Below are 19157 nucleotides of genomic sequence, written 5' to 3' on the forward strand. Positions count from 1 at the left end.
TCAGATATCGGATCCAGTCGCCGCCCGGTTCGTTTGCTGAGGTAACCACTTCTCCATTCTGCGCGATCACCGTGCGACCGCGAGCGGATCCGCGGTGTCGTACCGGTTCTCCGGGCGGTCGAGGCCGTAGTGGCCGCGCAGCGTGGTCTCGGTGTACTCGGTGCGGAAGAGCCCGCGCTCCTGCAGGATCGGCACCACCCGGTCGACGAAGCGATCCAGCCCGGAGGGCAGCACCGCGGGCATGATGTTGAAGCCGTCGGCGGCGCCGCGCCGGAACCAGTCCTCGATGGTGTCCGCGATCTGCTCCGGGGTGCCCGCGATGGTGCGGTGCCCGCGGCCGCCGCCGAGCCGGGCGATCAGCTCGCGCACGGTCAGCCGCTCGCGCCTGGCGAGGTTGACGATCAGCGTGAATCGGCTCTTGGCGCCTTCGATCTCGTCCTCCGATGGCAGCTCGGCGGGCAGCTCGCTGTCCAGCTCCAGCGCCTCGACCGGCAGCTTGAACCGCTCGGCCAGCTGAGCCCGCGCGTACTCGGGCGAGATGAGCCTGGCCAGCTCGGCGTCGAGGGCGTGCGCCTCCTCCTCGGTGTCGCCGATCACCGGGACGATGCCGGGCAGGATCTTGATGGTGTCCGGGTCGCGGCCGAGCCGGCGCGCCCGGTCCTTGAGGTCGGTGTAGAAGGCGATGGCGTCCTCGAAGGTCTGCTGCGCGGTGAAGACCGCCTCGGCGTAGCGGGCGGCGAAGTTCTTGCCGTTCTCCGAGGAACCGGCCTGCACCAGCAGCGGATAGCCCTGCGGCGAGCGCGGCACGTTGAGCGGGCCGTCCACGGAGAAGAACTCGCCGCGGTGCCCGATCGCGCGCACCTTCTCCGCGTCGGCGTGGATGCCGAGCGCCTTGTCGCCGACCACGGCGTCGTCGGCCCAGCTGTCCCAGAGCTTGGTGGCCACGTCGACGAACTCGGCGGCGCGCTCGTAGCGCACCCGGTGCTCGGGGGTGTCGTCCAGCCCGAAGTTGCGCGCGGCGTCGGCCCCGGCGGTGGTGACGATGTTCCAGCCCGCCCTCCCCTTGCTCACCCAGTCCACCGAGGCGAAGCGCCTCGCCAGGTTGTAGGGGTCGTTGTAGCTGGTGGAGGCGGTGGCGATGAGCCCGATCCGGCTGGTCTGCACGGCGACCGCGGTGAGGATGACGGTCGGCTCCAGCTTGCCCTGCGGGCGCCTGCCCGGATCGCCCATGAGCACCGGGCTGTCGGCGAAGAAGATCGAGTCGAGTTTGCCGCGCTCGGCGGTGCGGGCCAGCGCCACGTAGTGGTCGATATCGATGTGCGCGTGCGGGTCGCTCTCCGGCAGCCGCCAGGCGGCCTCGTGGTGGCCGACCGACATCAGGAAGGCGTTCAGGTGCAGCTGTTTGGTCATGCGCGGGTTTCCTTTCACACGGGAAGATCGGCGGGGCCGGGCGTCGCGTCGGTCCAGCGCTCCATGGCATCGAGCGGGGCCCGGAACAGGCCGTCCAGCGCGACGGCGGCGCCCGCGGTCTCCAGCACCTGCCCCATGAAGGTGGAGGCGGCGATCAGCTCGCCGGGATCGCTGCTCGTCACCGAGTTCCCGCGCACCGTCTCGACGTAGGTCTCCCGGACGGCGGGCACCTCGGGCAGGCTGCGGTCGACGATCACCACCGCCTCGGGGTCGAGGATGTCGACCAGCATGGCCACGATCCGGCCGAGGACCGCGGCCCGCTCGACGAACAGCTCGTGCGCGGCCGGGTCGGTTCCGGCGGCGGCGATCAGCTCCGGGATGGTCCGCACCGGGATGTCCGCCGCGGCGGCCCGGCGCAGCAGGGCGTGGTCGGAGTAGTCGTCACGCGGCGACTCCGCGCCGCCGACCAGCCGGGAGATCGAACCGGCCGACGACCGCGGCCCGTAGTGCACCCGGCCGTGCACCGCGAAGGCCGCGTCGATCACGTTGCCGACGAACAGCATCACCGCGCTGCTGGTTCCGCGCAGCCTGCCGAAGAGCTGCTCGGCGTGCATGAGCGCGCGGGCGTGGCTGTCCAGCTCGACCGGGAGCCCGGTGGCCGCCTCCAGCCGGGCCCGCACCGGGACGTCCTGCCAGCGCAGGAAGGAGTGCTCGAGCACGATGCCCGCCCGCCGGTCCACCCGCCCGCCGATGGCGACCCCGACGGCGAGGATGCGGTGACCGTCCCCGGCGTCGCGGACGCGGGTGATCGCCGCGCCCGCGTCGGTGAGGATGTCGTCCGGGTCGAAGGAGCGGTGCGGAATCTGGCTGCCGGAGAGCACCTTCCCGGCGATGTCGACCACCGCGACGGTGGTCTGCGCGGCCGCGATATGCACCGCGATCACCACATTGCCCGCGCTGTTCAGCGCCAGCGGCGAGTACGGCCGCCCGATCCCGGAGAGGCTCACCGCCTCCGGCAGCTCGATCAGCAGCCCGGCCTCCAGCAGCGACCTGGACTGCCAGGTCACCGTCGCCGGGGAGACGCCGACGTGCCGCGCGACCACGCTGCGCGGCACCGGACCCAATTCCAGCACCGCCTGCAACACCGCCGCCGCGCTGTTGTCCGTCACCGTCGCCTCCACCCTCCGCGTCATCTCCCGTCACTCGCGTCGACAACGCTAGGAGCGCGGGGGGCTGGATCGAAGGCTTCAGCGCAGCCTGATCTATTTTGCTCGCGTCCTGCTCAATGCCGCGCGGGCGGCGAGGAAGTCGTCGACCAGGCGCGCGCAGGCCGCCGGTGAGGCATCGCCGAGCCCGACCAGCCGGGTGAAGACCAGCGGCCCGACCAGCTGGATCAGCACCTGCACCCGGTCGTGCTCGCCGAGCACCGCGCGCGCCTCCCTGCCGTCGAGCAGCTCGTCGAAGGGCACCCGGTACTGCTCGACGAGCCGGGCGCGCAGCGCGCTCGTCGCCGGGCCGTCCCCCGGGTCGGTGGCGAGCCAGGCCACGGTGGCGAGGTGCAGCGGCGCCTCCTCGATGACTTTCGCCTGGCGGGTGAGCAGCTCGACCAGCCGGTCGCGCAGCGTGCCGTCGGCCGGGGCGTGCACCGGCGGCGGCAGCAGCCGCTCCAGGGTGGCCGCGCGCAACTGGGCGGCGCTGGAGAAGTGCCGGTAGAGGGTGGTGCGGGCGACCTTCGAGACCGTGGTGACCGCCTCGACGGTGACCGCCTCCAGCCCGCCGCCGCGCAGCAGTTCGGTGGCCGCGTCCAGCAGGCGGGTTCGGGACCGCTGTCTACGGGGGTCGATCTCGGTCATGCCCGACAGCTTTCCTCGCTTCCGGTGTGGTTCACCGCCCGCCCCCTGTGCTACCGATAGTACCGCTACGATACTCATAGTTTCGTTTCTCCGAGAGGGCGATGATGGCGACGCGGGTGTGGAAGTCCGGAACGTGGATGGTGGCTCTGGCGTGCCTGGCGCTGGCGCTGGTGGTCGGCTCGATGGCCGCGCTCTACACCGCGCTGCCGGACATGGCCGTGCGCACCGGGGCCGACCAGCACCAGCTCACCTGGATCGTGGACGGCTACACGCTGAGCCTGGCCTGCCTGGTGCTGCTCGGCGGCGCGCTCGGCGACCGCTACGGCAGGCGCACCATGATGGTGCTCGGGCTGATCGTCTTCGCCGCGGCCTCGGCGGTGCCGCTCTTCGCGGAGGGGCCGACCTGGATCATCGTGGCGCGCTGCGTCTGCGGCGCGGGGGCGGCGCTCGTCATGCCGTCGACGCTCTCGCTGCTGACCGCGAACTTCGGCGAGGAGCGGCGCGGGCTGGTGGTCGGCGTGTGGGCCGGGGTGGCTGGCATCGGGGCGATGCTCGGCATTCTCGGCTCCGGGCTGCTGCTGAAGCTCTCCTCCTGGACCTCGATCTTCGTCGCCATGAGCCTGGCCGGGGTGGCGCTGGCGCTGGCCGCGTTCTCGCTGCCGGAGTCGCAGGACGAGTCCCGGCCCCGGGTCGACCTGCTCGGCGCGGTCACCTCCGGTGCGGCGGTCGGCGCGCTGGTGCTGGCCGCGGTCCAGGTGCCGCTGCACGGCTGGACCCACCCGGCGGTGCTGATCCCGGCGGCGCTCGCGCCGATCGCGGCGGCGGCCTTCATCGCGGTGGAGCTGCGGGTGGCCAGGCCGCTGCTGGACGTGCGGCTCTTCGCCGACCGCGGCTTCGGCGCCGGCACCATCTCGGTGACGCTGCAGTTCCTGGTCTCGTTCGGCGTCTTCATGGTCTACGTGCAGTTCCTGCAGCTGGTCTTCGGCTACTCGCCGCTGCAGGCCGCCTTCGCCATGGCGCCCATGATGCTGCCGATGATGGTGCTCGCGCTGATCGCGCCGAAGCTGGCCGAGCGGTTCGGGCTGCGGCTCCTGCTCGGCACCGGGCTGGCGATCATCGGCGTCGGGCTGCTGCTGCTGGCGCAGACCGACGCGTCGAGCACCTACGGCGGCATCGTGCTCGCACTGCTGGTGACCAGCGCGGGCGTCGGGCTCTCCACCTCACCCGCCACCGCCGCCATCGTCGAGGGGACGCCGGTGGAGCAGCACGGGGTCGCGGCGGCGGTGAACGACGCCGCGCGCGAGATCGGCGCGGCGGTCGGCATCGCCATCGCGGGCAGCATCCTGGCGGCGGGGTACGGCGCGCGGATCGATCCGGTCGTCGCGCGGCTGCCCGAGCCGCTGCGGGAGCCGGTGAGCGATTCGCTGGCCGCGGCGCTCGCGGTGGCCGAGCAGGCGGGGCCGGCGGGGCAGCCGCTGGCCGACGCGGCGGTCGACGCGTTCGTGCACGGCGCGCACCAGGCGCTCGTCGCGCTCGGGATCATCGCCCTGGTCACCGCCGCGGTGGTCGGCGCGTGGGCGCCGGGCGCCAAGCGGGCCGCGCCGCTTCCCGAGCAGCCGAAGTCCGATTCTGGACAGCTGTCCGAAGCAATGTCCGGTACCGGAGATCATACACTGGACACGTAGTTGTATGACGGTCTACGGTGACGCCGACGGCGCGATGCGCGACAGCGACGAAGGCAGGTTCACCATGAAGACCAAGGGTGCTCTGATCTGGGAATTCAACCAGCCCTGGACGATCGAGGAGATCGAGATCGGCGCGCCGCGCCGGAACGAGGTGGCGATCCGGATGGAGGCCGCCGGGATGTGCCACTCCGACCACCACCTGCAGACCGGCGGCATCCCCATGGCGGGCTTCCCGGTCCTCGGCGGGCACGAGGGCGCCGGGGTGGTGATCGAGGTCGGCGAGGGCGTCGAGGACGTCGCGGTCGGCGACCACGTGGTGCTGTCGTTCATCCCGTCCTGCGGCAAGTGCCCGTCCTGTCAATCCGGGCTGCGCAACCTCTGCGATCTCGGCGCGCTGCTGCTCGGCGGCGCCTCGGCCACCGACGGCTCGTTCCGGATCACCGCCCGCGGCGAGAACGTCTACCCGATGTCGCTGCTCGGCACCTTCTCCCCGTACATGGTCGTGCACCGCAGCTCGGTGGTGAAGATCGATCCGTCGATCCCGTTCGAGGTGGCCTGCCTGGTCGGCTGCGGGGTCACCACCGGCTACGGCTCGGCGGTGCGCACCGCGAACATCCGCCCCGGCGAGGACGTCGCGATCATCGGCATCGGCGGGCTCGGCATCTCCGCGCTGCAGGGCGCGGTGAACGCGGGCGCGCGGCACATCTTCGCCGTGGACCCGGTGCCGTGGAAGCGCGAGCAGGCGCTCAAGTTCGGCGCGACGCACGCCTACGCCAGCACCGAGGAGGCGACCGCGGCCTGCGCCGAGATCACCGCGGGCGGGATGGCCAAGAAGGTGATCGTGACCGTCGGCGAGGTGCACGGCGGCGACGTCGACCTGTGGATGGGCATCACCGCCAAGGCGGGCACCTGCGTGCTCACCGCCATGGGCAACCTGATCGACAACCAGACCACGCTCAACCTGGCCATGCTCACCCTGCTGCAGAAGAACCTGCAGGGCACCATCTTCGGCGGCGGCAACCCGCACTACGACATCCCGCACCTGCTGTCGATGTACCGGGTCGGCAAGCTCAACCTGGACGACATGGTCACCAGGCAGTACCGCCTCGAGCAGGTCAACGACGGCTACAAGGACATGCTCGAGGGCCGCAATATCCGCGGCGTGGTCCGGTACACCGACGCGGACTGGTGAGCTACCCGGCCACCGGGGCGAAGCGCTCGTCGGTGTAGCGGCGCAGGTTGGCCAGGAACCGGCGGAAGGTCGCGTTCATCACCGGCGCTCCGATGGCGCCGGTGAACCGCGCGGGCCCGCCCAGCCGGTTCACCAGCGTCCAGGTGAGCCGGCAGCCGTCGGCGGTCGGCTCCACCAGGTAGTCCTCGGCGAAGGCGGCCACCGCCTTCGTCGAGCAGGCGTTGAAGCGAAACGCCATCCGCCGGTTCGGCTCCCAGATCAGGAACTCCTCGTCGCCGACGATGCCGCCGCGCATCTCGACGGTCCTGGTGGTGCCGACCCCGATCGGCGGCGCGCTGGTCCAGGTGACCTTGGTGATCACGCCGGCCCAGCGCGGCCAGGCTTCGGCGTCGGCGAGCACCTCGAACAGCTGCTCGGGGGTGATGGCGAGATCGACGCTGTTGCTGAACCGGTTCGGCGCGGTGTTCACGAAGTCGGCGTCGACCGGTTCGCAGGGGTGCAGGGTGGCCACGGCGGGGTCCTCCTGAGGTCTCGTAGGTAGTTTCACAGTACCTTCTGCGAAATATTCGCCACGGGATTTCCGAATGAGCCGTTCGCGCCGTACCCCGCCCCCGCCGGGCGGCGCGCGGCGATCCGAGATAATCTCCGCCGCAGACCTATTCGGTGGAAGGGCGGGACGATGACGGTTGCGGGGCGCCGATGAGCGCATTCGCCGACGCTTTCCTGGCGCTACCGCCCCGGCGCAACCCGCACCGCGACGCCGCCGCCGCGCACGTCGACGCCTGGGTGCACGGCCACGGCCTGGTCGAGCGCGACGCGGTGCGCGCCCGGTTCGCCGAGACCGACTTCGGCGCCTTCGCCGCCGCCACCTACCCGGCCGCCGACGCCACCGGCCTCGCGCTGGTGGCCGACTGGCTGGCCTGGCTCTTCCTGCTCGACGACCAGCTGGACGACGGCTCGCTCGGCCGCTCGCCGGACCAGCTGGCGACGCTGCTCACGGCCATCATGGCTATCCTCGCGGGCCGGGCCACCGACCCCGGCGCGCCGGGCATCGTGCGCGCCCTGGCCGACCTGTGGCGGCGCACCGCCCCCGCGACCGGCGAGGTCTGGCGGCAGCGCTTCACCGGGCACGCCACCCAGTGCGCGCTTGCCGTGGTGTGGGAGGTGGACAACCGGGTGCGCGGCGTCGTGCCCGCCGAGGCCGAGTACCTGGAGCGGCGCAGGCACACCGGCGCGATCTACCCGTGCATGGATCTGATCGAGGTGGTCGAGGGGATCGAGCTGCCGGAGGCGGTGTACCGCGGCGCGGCGTTCACCCGCGCCCTCGACGCCGCCTGCGACGTGGTGTGCTGGACCAACGACCTGGTCTCGCTGGACAAGGAGGCCGCGCTCGGCGAGTACCACAACCTGGTCATCCTGCTCGAGCACTGGCGCGGGGTGGAGCGGCGGGTCGCGGTGGAGCTCGGCCGGGCCCGCGCCGCCGAGCGGCTGCGCGATTTCCACGGCGCCGAGACCGAGGTGCTGGCCGCGCACCCGGAGCACCGCGCCGAGCTCGGCGCCTACCTGGCCGGGATGCGGTCGTGGATGCGCGGGCACCTGGACTGGTCCGCGAGCTCCGGCCGCTACCGCGTCGCCGCGGGCGGGGGAACCGCCGGATGACCGTGCTCTCGCACCCGGTGCAGCCCATTCTGGCCCGCACCGGGCAGCAGCTGCTCCCCGTGCTGAGCGCCGCGATCGACCGGCTGGACGGCCCGCTCCGGCACATGTGCGGCTACCAGCTCGGCCTGCTCGAGCTGGACGGCACCCCCACCGGCAGGCTCGACGGCAAGCTGCTGCGCCCGGCCTTCACCCTGCTCTGCGCCGCCGCCACCGGCGCGCGCACCGCCGACGTGCTGCCCGCGGCGGCCGCGGTCGAGCTGCTGCACAATGCCTGCCTGGTGCACGACGACGTCATGGACCGCGACCTGCTGCGCAGGCACCGCCCCACGGTCTGGGCGCACTTCGGCGTCGGCGAGGCGATCCTCGCCGGGGACGCGCTGATCGGGCTGGCCTTCGAGGTGCTCGCCGACCGGGAGCACCCGGCCGCGCGCGCCGCGCTGAGCCACCTCGCGGTCACCCTGCGGCTGCTCGGCCAGGGGCAGGAGCGCGACCTGCGCGCCAGCGCGAGAACCGAGGTGAGCGTGGCCGACTGCCTGGCGACCTTCGCGGGCAAGACCGGATCGCTCTTCGGCTGCGCCTGCCGCTTCGGCGCGCTCTTCGGCCCCGCCGGGGCGGCGGCGGAGCATTTCGACCGGTTCGGCACCGATCTCGGCATCGCCTTCCAGCTCGCCGACGACCTGCTCGACATCTGGGGCGACACCGCCGTCACCGGCAAACCCGCCTCGGATCTGCGGGCCCGCCGCAAGAGCGCCCCGGTGGTCTACGCGCTGGCTGCCTCGTCCGAGCTGCGCGACATCTACGCCATCGACGCCGAATTCGACGAGGCCACGACCGCACGGGTGATCGCGCTCATCGAGGCCACCGGCGCCAGGGCGTGGACCGAGGGCGAGGCGAGTGCCCGCACCGCGGCCGCCTGGACCGAGATCGACGGCCACACCCTGGATCCTGTCGCGCGCGGTGAGCTGGCCCAGCTCGCCGCCGCCATCCTCGGGGCGGGCTGAGCGCTCGACGCTCGAGGTGGGCTGAGCGCTCGAGATAGGTGAGCGCGGTGCTCGGTGCCGACCAGGTAGCCGATCGCGCCGGGCGCGCTGCCCGCCGCCGTTCGGCAGGTCGGCGACCCCGCCCGCGGTTTCGCCGCGCGATCGCCCCGGCCCGCGCTCCTCCCCCGGCGTGCCGGGACCGGGCCTCAGCCCAGGTGCCTGCGCAGCCGCTGCGGATCGTCCTCCAGGAAGCCGCGATCCCAGTCCGCGAGCGTCGCGGCGGCGGCGTAGCTCGAATCGAGGAATTCCAGCAGGGTGCGGTCCGGGTCGGCCGACTCGGCCACCGCCTCGTACGGGAGCACGAATTCGCCGAGATCGCGGCGGTATTCGGCGGTGCCGGGGCCGATCGGGTGCTCGGGGTAGCCGGGCGGCTCCGGGTAGGCGTAGGCGTAGAAGGCGCCCTCCTCACCGCCGCCGGGCCAGAAGCCGCAGCTCGCCAGCTCCTGCGAGTACCCCTCCAGCATCACCCAGTCGGCGCAGTTGGGCGCACCGCCCGGGTGCGGCGGAGCGGTGCGGCCGGAGAACCGGGTACAGGCGAGATCCATGGCGCCCCAGAAGAAGTGCACCGGGCTCGACTTGCCGACGAAGCGCGACCGGTAGATCCCGAACACCCGATCCACCTGGATCAGCTGCTGCCAGAACCGCTGCACCGCGGCACCGTCGTAGGAGGCGTGCACGGTGTCCTGGTCGAACGGAATCGCCACCTGGACCTCGTTCGGCACCGGCCGGATGGTGGCGGGCACCCGCAGCGCGCCGAGCGCATCCGTCACCTCGGCGTAGAAATCCGCCACCGACTTCGGCTCCAGCGCCACCGCCCGGCTCTCCCCCGCGCTGGTCCTGGCCAGCAGCCGGTGCTCGACGAAGTCGAACTCCAGGTCGAAGACCCCGTCCGCGTAGGGAATCGCCGAGGTGGTCAGCCCGCGGGGGCTCACGTACAGCGCGACCTCCCACCAGTGATTGACCAGCGGCGCGTGCGCCATCCGGATCTTGCCGACGATCTGGGTCCACATGTGCAGCGTGTCCCGGGTGTCCGTCCACTCCGCGACCCGCAGCCGAGGCCAATTCCCGCTCATGCTCCGAGCTTGCCACAGATTAGCCGAGCCGGAAGCTTGCATATACGTACACTTCTACTTATAGTTCTCCTATACATATACACCTACGTATAGGAGTTCCGATGACCGTCTTCAGCACCCCCGCCCCGATCATCGCCACTGTCGACGTGCCGGTCGGAAACGTCACCGTGACCGCGGCGGACCGCGCCGACACCGTGGTCGAGATCCGCCCCGCCGACCCGTCGAACAAGACCGACGTGCGGGCCGCGGAGCAGTTCCGCGTCGAGTTCACCGGCACCGAGCTGACCGTGCGGCTGCCCCGCGGCCGCTGGAACCCGTTCGGCGGCACCCCGTCGGTCGAGGTCGAGGTGCTGGTGCCCACCGGCTCCCGGCTGACGGCCACCCTCGCGATGGGCGGGCTGCGCACCGCGGGCGCCTTCGACGGCTGCGCGCTGACCGTCGTCGACGGCGACATCCGGATCGAGCGGCCGCGCGGCGCGGTCACCGCGGTGGTGGCGCGCGGCGACATCCGGGTCGAGGACGTGGCGAGCGGGGTGCTCCGGCTGGAGACCTCGACCGGCGAGCTCGCGATCGGCATCCGCCCCGGCAGCGCGGCCCGGCTGGCGACGCACGAGTCCTTCGGCCCGGTCCGCAACCGGCTGGAACCGGCCGAGCCCGGCGCCGAACTGGTCGAGGTGCACGCCAGGAACTCGTACGGCCCGATCGTGGTCGGGCACGCCGTCGCGGTCTGAGCAGCGCGACAGAGCCCCGCGAATCCTCGCGGGGCTCTGCGGCTCAGGCGGCGACGTGGCCGAAATCGAGCTTGACCAGCTGGTCGGCGCGGTCGAAGTACCGGTCGTCGTGGGTGATCACGATGACGGTCTTGCCGCGGCGCTTCAGGTCGGTCAGGATCTCGCCGTAGAAGACGTCGCGGAAGCGCGGCTCCTGATCGGCGGCCCACTCGTCGAAGAGGTAGATCGGGCGGTCCTCCAGCAGCGCGGTGAGCAGCGCGAGCCGCTTGCGCTGCCCCTGCGAGAGCGCGATCGTGGAGAGCTTCCCGTCCCGCACCGTCACCTTGTGCGCGATCTGCAGCTGCTCCAGGTAGTGCCGCACCTCGTCGTCGATCCCGGGCCGGTCGAACCCCAGGTAGTCCTCGAAGAGGTGGAAATCGGTGAACACCGCCGAGGAGTTCTGCCGGAACCACTCCACGTTCTCGTGGTCGATCTTCTCGCCGTTCAGCGAGATCGAGCCGGTGCGCGGCACGTACAGCCCGGTGATCAGCTTGGCCAGCGTCGACTTGCCGCTGCCGTTGCCGCCCACCACGAAGGTGATCTGCCCCGGCTCGAAGACCAGGTCCAGCGGGCCGAGCGCGAACCCGGAGGCCTCCGCCTGCTCCAGCACCGGCGCGCCCATCGGCACCGGGTGGTGGTCCCGGCCGCCGTGGTCGATGCGGCGGCGTCCGTTCACATCCGGCGCGGGCGCGGCGGGCGGCCCGCCGGGACGCGGGTGCCCGGGGTGCGCTCCGCGCGGGTGCGGGCCACCGGGCGGCCTGGCACCGGGGCGTCCGCCGGGGTGCGGCGGTGGCGCGCCCGGGCCGTCCTCGAACGGTGCCGGCGGCTCGCTGGCGTAGTGGTAACCGATATTGTTCAGCTCCAGCCGGGCCGATTCGACCACCGGACGCTCGGTGTAGGGCAGCTGCTCCTCGTTGTGCAGCGTCGTCATGGACAGGTTCATGGTGCGGATCTTGGCCAGCGCCACGTCACCGCGGACCAGGTCCGGCAGCCGGTGCATGAAGTTCTGCATCGGCATGGCGAGGAAGGTGGTCACCAGCACGTACCCGACCATCACGTCGCGCGGCAGGTCGAGCGCGGCGGCGATGGCGAACAGGACCAGCGCCATCGTGCCGAGCTGCAGGAACTGCCCGAGCCCCTGTGCCACCGAGAACTTCTGGCTGGCGTCCACGTTCTGGTCGCGCAGCGTGCGGGCCGAGCCGAGCAGGTGCCGGTCCATGAAGTCGCGGCGCCTGCCGCGGTGCAGCTTCAGCTCCTTGATCCCGAGCGTGACCGCCTGGAACGAGCTGAGCAGCAGGTCCTCGTTCTCCCGCGCCCGGTGGTAGATGGCCCGGACCCGGCGCAGGAAGAGCTCGACGCAGCAGATGCCGACCAGCGTGCCCGCCACGCTGATCGCGAAGATCGGCCCGGAGAGCACCGCGAGGAAGACGAAGCAGCCGACGATGGTCGCGACGTCGACGCAGATCGCCGGGATCGCGGTGACCGCCTGCGACAGCGAGCGCACGTCCTCGGTGAGCGTCGCGAGCAGCCGGTGCGAGCCGAGCCGCTCCAGGTGCTCCAGCGGCGCGGAGACCACGCCGCCGCTGAGGTCGGCGCGGAGCCGGAAGATGGCCTCCTGCGCCAGCCGGATCAGCAGGATCTGCGAGATCAGGCCGCTCACCAGCAGGACGACTCCGGTGAGGACGAACCGCGTGAGCAGGTCGTCCGGGTGCGGCCCCGGCGCCACCACCTTGTTGATGAGGGTGACCAGGTAGGTGTTGGCCGCGCCGGCCACGAGGCCGGCCGCGACGACGCCGGCGATCCGCACCAGGGAGATCGAGATGAGGAATCTGATGAGTTGCATGGTTTCTGTGCTTTCGGAAGTGCCGGTGGGTGCGATTACCGGCGGATGATGTCGAAGATCATGCCTTCGAGCGTGACGCCGGGGGCGAAGGAAAAGGCCACGCCGGTCGAGACGGGTGCGGTGGAATCGGCCATGCCGATCATCCGCTGCAGTACAAAGATCAGGGAGACGCTGAGCATGTTGCCGTGCTCGGCGAGCACGTCCCAGCTCACCGCGGCGGCCTCGCTCGGCAGCCCGAGCGAGCGCGCCGACTCCTCGATGATCTTCGGGCCGCCCGGGTGGATCGCCCACAGCGCGACGTCGGACTTGCGCAGCCCGTGCTCGGCGAGGCGCCGGGTGACCACCGGGTCGACGCCCTCGTAGATGTACTTCGGCAGGTCCTCGGCGAGCTCGCAGGTGATGCCGTTGTGGTTGACGCCGAGCACGATGCCGTCCTCGGCGTCGTCCAGCAGGTGGCTGAAGCTGTCCCGGATGACGACCTTGCCCGGGCTCAGCGGCTGGTGCACCTTGCTCGCGCCGATCACCACCGCGCCGCAGCCGTCGCCGAAGAGGCTGTGCGTGATCACGTCGTTGACGTCGTCGGCGAAGACGGCGTTCACCGAGCTGAGCTCGATGCAGATCAGCATGGCCTTCTTGTCCGGGTGCGCCCGGACGTAGTCGACGGCGGTGCGCATGCCGTTCATCGCGGCGGCGCAGCCCATGAAGTTGACCACCACCCGCCCCACGGCGGGCGAGAGCCCGAGCCGCTTGACCACCGCGACGTCGACGCCGGGGGCGATGAAGCCGGTGCTGGTCACGAAGATCAGCAGCCCGATCTCGGCCGGATCCTCGATCCCGGCCAGCGCCCGCCCCGCGGTGTCGACGGCCAGTGGGACCGCGTGCTCGTGGAAGAGGTTCATTCGCTCCCGGATGGTCCCCGGCTCGCGGCTGTAGGCGAGGAACTCCGGATCCAGCGGATCCACCGCGAGCCGGCGGGTGTCGATCCGCGTCTTCCGGTACACCCGGGCGATCCGGGTGCGCTGCTGCTCGTCACCGAACAGCTCGGCGACCCGCTCGGCCGCGGCCGCCTGGTCGAAGACCCGCAGCGGCGATCCGGTCGCGATGCTCTCGATCACCCCGACCGTGGTCGGCGGTGCGGGCGGCAGCATCCGCGTCGCGATGTCGTGCCCGTGCTCCCCATCCGCCCGCAGGCGGGTTGTCCCCGGGCGATTGCCCTCATCGATCGTTACAGACACGACCCTCTACCTTTCGCAATGATGTGTGACGGTGGAATGCGGCTCAGACGGTGCCGATTCCGGTGAAGCCCTGGGCCGTGTAGACGACGCAGGTCTTCAGTGCCGACGGCGAGCAGTGCTCGCGCACGAACCCCCAGTTGCGTTCTTTCGCCTCGTCGGAGCGGGAAAGCAGATATGTCCGGATCTGTTTGGGGAACCGGTCGGTGAAGAAGCTCTTCGCGGGCAGCCACTCCACCCCGAACTTCTCCGCCTCCTCGCGCAGCACGTCCTCGGTCGCGATGTTCGCGAAACCGCTGCGCTGGTAGGGCAGCACGTGGTGCACCCGGTGCGAGCTCAGCCCGGCGGAGAGGAAGCAGTCGACGTAGCGGTTGCCGACCACCTTCAGGTCGTAGGCCTGCTGGAGCTGGTTGATGCCCCAGTCCTCGGTGTCGGTGTGCGTCTCCTCGGTGTCCAGCTCGAAGTCGTGGCTGGCCACCACCAGGAAGGTGCTGATCCACAGCGAGATCACGAACTGCAGGAACCAGGCGAGGAAGTCGCCGGCGACGGTGAAGGCCACCAGCTCGGCGACGAGCAGGAAGCGCACCCCGAAGGAGCCGACGAAGTGCGGCAGCGCGCCGCGCATCGAGCCGTACATCTCCTTGACGCCCACCTTGCGGGTGAGCCGGCAGACGTCGAGCAGCCGGATCGTCATGCCGGTCAGCGTGTGCCCGAGTTTGTGCAGCGTGTGCACCGGCATCCGGTAGAGCCGCGGCACCCGCATCATCATGGTGAAGACGTTCTTCTTGATGTCGACTTCGCTCTGCGTGTGCGGGTGGTGCAGCAGCGCGTGGCCGTCCGCGGTGACGAAGGAGAGCGCGACGTAGTTCAGGTCGAAGGCGTTCACCCAGACCTTGTTCACGCCCTTCTGTGCCCGGTGGATGGCGTAGTGCCCGAACCCGGCGAGCGAGCTGCGCAGCAGCACCATGGCGATCACGAAGACCGGCAGCGGCATCCAGCCCGGCTCGAAGAGCCGCAGCCCCTGGACCGCGAAGTAGGCCACCGCCAGCACCGCGACCACGATGTTGAAGATGGTGTCCATCCGCTTGATCCGGGCGGCGAGCTCGGGCTCGCGGAGCCGGGCGCGCACCCGGTGCAGCAGGTCGTCCTTGTTGCCGAAGCTGTACTTCGGGGTGTCCCGCCAGCTGTCGAAGCCCTCCTTGAAGAGGAAGTCCGGCGCGTTGTTCTTCGGGTGGATGTCCTCCGGCGTGGCGTCGCGGTCGAGCGCGTAACGCTCCAGCATCCGCTCGACGGCCTGCGGGTTCTTGTGGTACGACCCGATGATCGAGGTGATGTCCCGGTTCTTGGTCCGGCCGATGAAGAACTCGCCGCCCGGATGCTTGGAGATCCAGTCGCTGAGGTCGTAGGCCCGGCCGTTGTAGATCCAGACGTTCGAGATCGGGGGCGGCCCGTCGGGCGGCGGGGGACGACGGAAGTCCTGCTCCTCCGTCGCGGGGCGGGTGTCGGTCATCGCTGTCCTTCGTGCTGGGTTCCGCGGTGTCTCGGGCCGTATCGCTCGGACCCGGGAATTGATTTCAGACACCGAGCGGGCCGGCTCCGCGCCGGTTCGGACCGGAAGGTTATCCCAGGTCACGTGGTCCGTCTCGGTGGTCATGCTCAGTATGGTGCGTCGTCTCGCCTACAGCGCACTGAACGATTCCTTAAGCCGGAACCGGGTCGCGACGCGTTTGCCGTCGGCCCTATGCGAGACGACCGCGCACAGGGTAACGTTCCGGCCCGCAGCGGCTTCCGACCGTGGTTCGGCCATGGGTCGGCCACCGGAAATCACGGCCGGCGAAGGGCTCTTCCTCCGCCGGAGGGGCTGCTGCGCCACCCCGGCAGCGCCTGCTGCCACTCCACCCCGGTCGCCTGCGACCACGCACTCTCTGGGGGCATCCATGAGTGACCCGACAACGTTCGAATCCACCGTCGCCCGGCGCGCAACCCGCCGGCTCACCCCGGTGCGCCTCGGCACCGCGGCCGTCGCGGCTTCGCTCCTCGCGGCCGTCCTGACCGGTTGCGGCAGCGACGATTCCAGCACCGGCACGAGCACCGCCGCGACCGCGACCGGCGCGCTGCCCGAGGCCGCGCAGATCGTGCAGGAGTCCGCGCGCACCACGCAGACCCTGCAGGCCGTGCACCTGGAGCTGGAGGTCGAGAACATCCAGAACCTGCCGGTCGAGAAGGTCGACGCGGACGTCACCAACCAGCCGCAGGGCCAGGGCGCGGCCCAGGGCAGCGCCACCGTGCGGACCAAGCCGGACGCGCCGTTCATCGAGGCCGACTTCGTCGTCGTGGACAAGTCCATCTGGGTCAAGCTGGAGGACGGCAAGTTCGCCGACCTCGGCCCCTCGGAGAAGGTCTACGATCCGGGCATCATCCTGGACAAGGACAAGGGCCTCGCCAATGTCATCGCCAAGGTGCAGAACCCGAAGGTCGAGGGGCGCGAGAGCGTCGAGGGCACCGCGGTCGTGAAGGTCAGCGGTACCATCGACTCCTCGGTCATCGACCCGATCGTGCCCCGGGTCGGCGAGGGCGGCGGCACCTTCCCGATCACGCTCTACATCGCCGACGTCGCGCCGCCGAGCACCTCGGCCGCGGCCAAGCCGTCCGACGCCCCCTCCGCCGGCGACGGGCCGAACCTGGTGCGCGCCATCATCAAGAAGGGCGGCGGCACCATCAACGTCACCCTCTCGGACTGGGCCGAACCGGTCACGGTCACCAAGCCCGCGAACTGACAGCTACCGGCCGGTCATGGCCGGGGCCACGAGCCGGATGGCTGGTGCGATTGCGCGCCGGTCACCCGGCTTTTCGCGTTTCGCGGCACCCGGCGTGCGCGGCGGCGCGCACCGCGGGCGCGACCCAGCGGCGCAGGTAGGCGCGGAGCTCGGCCCCGCGCCGCGGCGGTGCCGAAGCGCCCGCCGCCTCCTCGACGAAGGAGAGCAGCACGCGGACGAGGAACTCGATCAGCTCGTCCAGCTCCTGGCCGGTGAAGCCGTGCGCCGCCCACTCGACGTCGGTGCGGGCGAACGCCTCCCGGCAAACGCCGAGCGCCACCTCCGAGAGCGCGTACCGGGAGAACGCCGTACCCTCCCCGCTGTTCATCAGCGCGGTCAGATACCGCTCCGCGGGCAGCTCCTCGACGGTGAACGCGACCGCCTCCACCGCAAGCTCGGCCGGGTCGGCCCGCCCGGCCAGGTGCGCGACCAGCCGGTCCACGAAGCTGTCCCGCGCCGCGTACCCGACCGCGGCGAAGAGCGCCTCGGTGCTCGGGTAGTAGCGGTACACCGTCTGCCGGATCACGCCCAGCTCCGCGGCCACGCGCGAGAGGCTGGTCCCGCGCGCGCCGTGCGTGTCGATACACCGCATGGCGGCGGTCGTGATGCGCTCGCGCGCCTCCTCCGGGCCGCTCGGCGGCGAACCGTTCCACGCCGGTCGTCTCATGGCTCCAGTGTGCGGGAGCGGGAAATCCGGCATTCCGCCCGGTCCCGCCGCCGGAGTTCAATCAGTGATTGAACAGACGATTGAAACGTGTTCTAATTCTGCCGTGGGACGAGCCGAGACCGGGACGCGCGAACGCATCCTCACCAGTGCCGAGCGACTGCTGCTCGAGGCCGGGTACGACCGGGTCTCGGTGCGCGCCGTGTGCGCCGCCGCCGGGCTGAACCCGGCCGCCGTGCACTACCACTTCGGCTCCAAGGAGGCGCTGGTCGCCGCGTTGCTGGAGGCCAGGCTCGGCCCGCTCTGGCAGACCACGCTCGACGATCTCGCCGTCGGCTCCCCCGACGTGCGCGCGGTGGTCACGGCGCTGATCGCGCCGCTCGCCGAGCTCGCCGCCGACCCCACCGGCCGGCTCTACCTGCACCTGCTCGCCCGCCTCGTGCTCGGCAGGCGGCCGGTGCGCTGGGCGGCCACCTGGTTCCGGCTCGACCCCTGGGTGGCGCTGCTGCGCGACCTGGTGCCCGGCCTCAACGCCGCCACCGCCAAGCGGCGCTGGCTGCTCGCCTTCGACCTCGTGCTCGGCCAGTTCGGCGACCCGCTCGCCGGCGACCGGGTGCTCTCCCCCGCCGCGGTGGCAGCCCTCACCGCGTTCGTGAGCGCGGGGCTCGCACTCTCTCCGGAGGAAGAATGAACGACGTGTTCGCCCCGGCCCAGCTCGGGCCGGTCCGGTTACGGAACCGGGTGGTCAAGTCCGCGACCTTCGAGGCCCGCACCCCGGACGCGCTGGTCACCGACGACCTGATCGAGTACCACCTGCGCCCGGTGCGCGGCGGGGTCGGGATGACCACCGTCGCCTACTGCGCGGTCGCGCCCGAGGGCCGCACCGAGCGCAGGCAGATCTGGATGCGGCCGGAGGCGGTACCGGGGCTGCGCAGGCTCGCCGACGCCGTGCACGCCGAGGGCGCCGCGGTGAGCGCGCAACTCGGCCACGCGGGCCCGGTCGCCAACGCCGCGTCGAATCGCGCCCCCGCGCTCTCCCCGAGCCGGCTGTTCAGCCCGCTCGGCATGGCCGCCACCCGGCGCCCGAGCGCGGCCGAGGTGCGCGGGCTGGTCCGCGCGCACGCCGAGGCCGCGGTGCTGGCGCAGGACGCCGGATTCGACGCCGTCGAGCTGCATTTCGGGCACAACTACCTGGTCAGCGCCTTTTTCAGCCCGCTGCTGAACCGCCGCCGCGACGAGTACGGCGGCGCGCTGGAGAACCGGGCCCGCTTCGCCAGGGAGATCGCCACCGCGGTGCGCGAGCGGGTCGGCACCGGCATGGCCGTCACCGCCAAATTGAGCATGGACGACGGCGTGCGCGGCGGGCTGAGACTGCCGGAGAGCCTGCAGATCGGGCGCTGGCTGGAGGCGGACGGCGCGCTCGACGCACTCCAGCTGACCGTGGGCAGCTCGCTGCTGAACCCCATGTACCTGTTCCACGGCGACGCGCCGCACCGGGAATTCGCCCGCGTCTTTCCGCCGCCGCTGAGCTGGGGGTTGCGGGCAGGCAGCCGCTTCTTCCTGCGCGAGTACCCCTACCGCGAGGCCTACCTGCTCGACCTCGCGCAGCAGTTCCGGCGCGAGCTGACCATGCCGCTCATGCTGCTCGGCGGCATCACCACCAGGGCGACCATGGATCTGGCGATGGCGAGGGGCTTCGAATTCGTCGCCATGGCCAGGGGCCTGCTGCGCGAGCCCGACTTGCTGCAGCGGCTGCGCGCCGACCCGGCGACCGAGTCGCTCTGCACGCACTGCAACGTCTGCATGACGACGATCTTCCACCGCACCCGCTGCGTGCTGGCCCGCCCGGACGAGCCGGTGGCCGGCGTTCCGGGCTGAGCCGGTCCCCGCTCGCCCTCGGGCAATCTCCGGGTTATCGTT

Annotated in this window: 17 protein-coding genes; 8 read left to right on the forward strand and 9 right to left on the reverse strand. The window is 71.4% G+C overall.

Features of this window, described 5'->3' with window-relative positions; translation table 11 throughout:
• Positions 1–66: 66 nt before the first annotated feature.
• From ACFUJ1_RS20880 to ACFUJ1_RS20890, 3 genes are all read right to left on the reverse strand, one after another.
• Positions 67–1410, reverse strand: a complete 1344-nt coding sequence (locus ACFUJ1_RS20880; RefSeq protein WP_378647907.1) for an LLM class flavin-dependent oxidoreductase — start codon at positions 1408–1410, stop codon at positions 67–69.
• Positions 1411–1424: 14 nt separating this feature from the next.
• Positions 1425–2579 carry an ROK family protein gene (locus ACFUJ1_RS20885; protein WP_378647909.1) on the reverse strand — a complete coding sequence of 385 codons (1155 nt, stop codon included), beginning with the start codon at positions 2577–2579 and terminating at the stop codon, positions 1425–1427.
• A gap of 93 nt (positions 2580–2672) precedes the next feature.
• Complete coding sequence (locus ACFUJ1_RS20890) at positions 2673–3263, reverse strand: TetR/AcrR family transcriptional regulator (RefSeq protein ID WP_378647911.1); 591 nt, start codon at positions 3261–3263, stop codon at positions 2673–2675.
• Between the two features lie 137 nt (positions 3264–3400).
• Here ACFUJ1_RS20890 and ACFUJ1_RS20895 point away from each other — a divergent pair, with 137 nt between their 5' ends.
• Both ACFUJ1_RS20895 and ACFUJ1_RS20900 read left to right on the forward strand, forming a co-directional pair.
• Positions 3401–4948: an MFS transporter gene (locus ACFUJ1_RS20895; RefSeq protein WP_378647913.1), complete on the forward strand. Its 1548-nt coding sequence runs from the start codon at positions 3401–3403 to the stop codon at positions 4946–4948.
• A gap of 64 nt (positions 4949–5012) precedes the next feature.
• Positions 5013–6140, forward strand: coding sequence for an NDMA-dependent alcohol dehydrogenase (locus tag ACFUJ1_RS20900; protein WP_378648162.1), 1128 nt, complete (start codon positions 5013–5015; stop codon positions 6138–6140).
• A 1-nt stretch (position 6141) separates the two neighbouring features.
• On the opposite strand, the gene ACFUJ1_RS20905 is transcribed toward ACFUJ1_RS20900, so the two are convergent.
• Entirely contained in the window at positions 6142–6642 is a 501-nt protein-coding gene (locus tag ACFUJ1_RS20905; protein ID WP_378648164.1) for an SRPBCC family protein, read from the reverse strand.
• A 197-nt stretch (positions 6643–6839) separates the two neighbouring features.
• Here ACFUJ1_RS20905 and ACFUJ1_RS20910 point away from each other — a divergent pair, with 197 nt between their 5' ends.
• Both ACFUJ1_RS20910 and ACFUJ1_RS20915 read left to right on the forward strand, forming a co-directional pair.
• Positions 6840–7799 (forward strand): hypothetical protein, encoded by a 960-nt coding sequence (locus ACFUJ1_RS20910; protein WP_378647915.1) that lies wholly within the window; start codon positions 6840–6842, stop codon positions 7797–7799.
• The gene (locus ACFUJ1_RS20915; RefSeq protein ID WP_378647917.1) at positions 7796–8800 is read left to right on the forward strand and encodes a polyprenyl synthetase family protein; all 1005 of its coding nucleotides are present in this window, start codon (positions 7796–7798) and stop codon (positions 8798–8800) included. The genes ACFUJ1_RS20910 and ACFUJ1_RS20915 overlap by 4 nt, the downstream gene beginning before the upstream one ends.
• 185 nt (positions 8801–8985) lie before the next feature.
• Here the strand turns inward: ACFUJ1_RS20915 and ACFUJ1_RS20920 are convergent, their stop codons facing one another.
• Positions 8986–9912, reverse strand: coding sequence for a DUF5996 family protein (locus ACFUJ1_RS20920; RefSeq protein ID WP_378647919.1), 927 nt, complete (start codon positions 9910–9912; stop codon positions 8986–8988).
• A 101-nt stretch (positions 9913–10013) separates the two neighbouring features.
• Between ACFUJ1_RS20920 and ACFUJ1_RS20925 the strand changes: the two genes are divergently transcribed.
• Positions 10014–10643: a hypothetical protein gene (locus tag ACFUJ1_RS20925; protein ID WP_378647921.1), complete on the forward strand. Its 630-nt coding sequence runs from the start codon at positions 10014–10016 to the stop codon at positions 10641–10643.
• Positions 10644–10686: 43 nt separating this feature from the next.
• On the opposite strand, the gene ACFUJ1_RS20930 is transcribed toward ACFUJ1_RS20925, so the two are convergent.
• The 3 genes from ACFUJ1_RS20930 to ACFUJ1_RS20940 form a co-directional block, all read right to left on the reverse strand.
• Complete coding sequence (locus ACFUJ1_RS20930; protein WP_378647923.1) at positions 10687–12525, reverse strand: ATP-binding cassette domain-containing protein; 1839 nt, start codon at positions 12523–12525, stop codon at positions 10687–10689.
• A 35-nt stretch (positions 12526–12560) separates the two neighbouring features.
• Entirely contained in the window at positions 12561–13673 is a 1113-nt protein-coding gene (locus ACFUJ1_RS20935) for a type III polyketide synthase (protein WP_378648166.1), read from the reverse strand.
• Between the two features lie 130 nt (positions 13674–13803).
• A complete protein-coding gene (locus tag ACFUJ1_RS20940; RefSeq protein ID WP_378647925.1) occupies positions 13804–15267 on the reverse strand; it encodes a fatty acid desaturase in 1464 nt (487 codons plus the stop codon).
• A 427-nt stretch (positions 15268–15694) separates the two neighbouring features.
• Between ACFUJ1_RS20940 and ACFUJ1_RS20945 the strand changes: the two genes are divergently transcribed.
• The gene (locus ACFUJ1_RS20945) at positions 15695–16534 is read left to right on the forward strand and encodes an LppX_LprAFG lipoprotein (RefSeq protein ID WP_378647927.1); all 840 of its coding nucleotides are present in this window, start codon (positions 15695–15697) and stop codon (positions 16532–16534) included.
• A 61-nt stretch (positions 16535–16595) separates the two neighbouring features.
• Here the strand turns inward: ACFUJ1_RS20945 and ACFUJ1_RS20950 are convergent, their stop codons facing one another.
• Positions 16596–17240 carry a TetR/AcrR family transcriptional regulator gene (locus ACFUJ1_RS20950; RefSeq protein WP_378647929.1) on the reverse strand — a complete coding sequence of 215 codons (645 nt, stop codon included), beginning with the start codon at positions 17238–17240 and terminating at the stop codon, positions 16596–16598.
• Positions 17241–17343: 103 nt separating this feature from the next.
• Here ACFUJ1_RS20950 and ACFUJ1_RS20955 point away from each other — a divergent pair, with 103 nt between their 5' ends.
• Both ACFUJ1_RS20955 and ACFUJ1_RS20960 read left to right on the forward strand, forming a co-directional pair.
• Entirely contained in the window at positions 17344–17928 is a 585-nt protein-coding gene (locus ACFUJ1_RS20955; RefSeq protein ID WP_378647931.1) for a TetR/AcrR family transcriptional regulator, read from the forward strand.
• Positions 17925–19115 carry an NADH:flavin oxidoreductase gene (locus tag ACFUJ1_RS20960; protein ID WP_378647933.1) on the forward strand — a complete coding sequence of 397 codons (1191 nt, stop codon included), beginning with the start codon at positions 17925–17927 and terminating at the stop codon, positions 19113–19115. The genes ACFUJ1_RS20955 and ACFUJ1_RS20960 overlap by 4 nt, the downstream gene beginning before the upstream one ends.
• Positions 19116–19157 lie beyond the last annotated feature (42 nt).

Origin of the sequence: Nocardia sp. NPDC057227 (genome assembly GCF_042669725.1) — a bacterium.
GTDB lineage: Bacteria > Actinomycetota > Actinomycetes > Mycobacteriales > Mycobacteriaceae > Nocardia > Nocardia asteroides_A.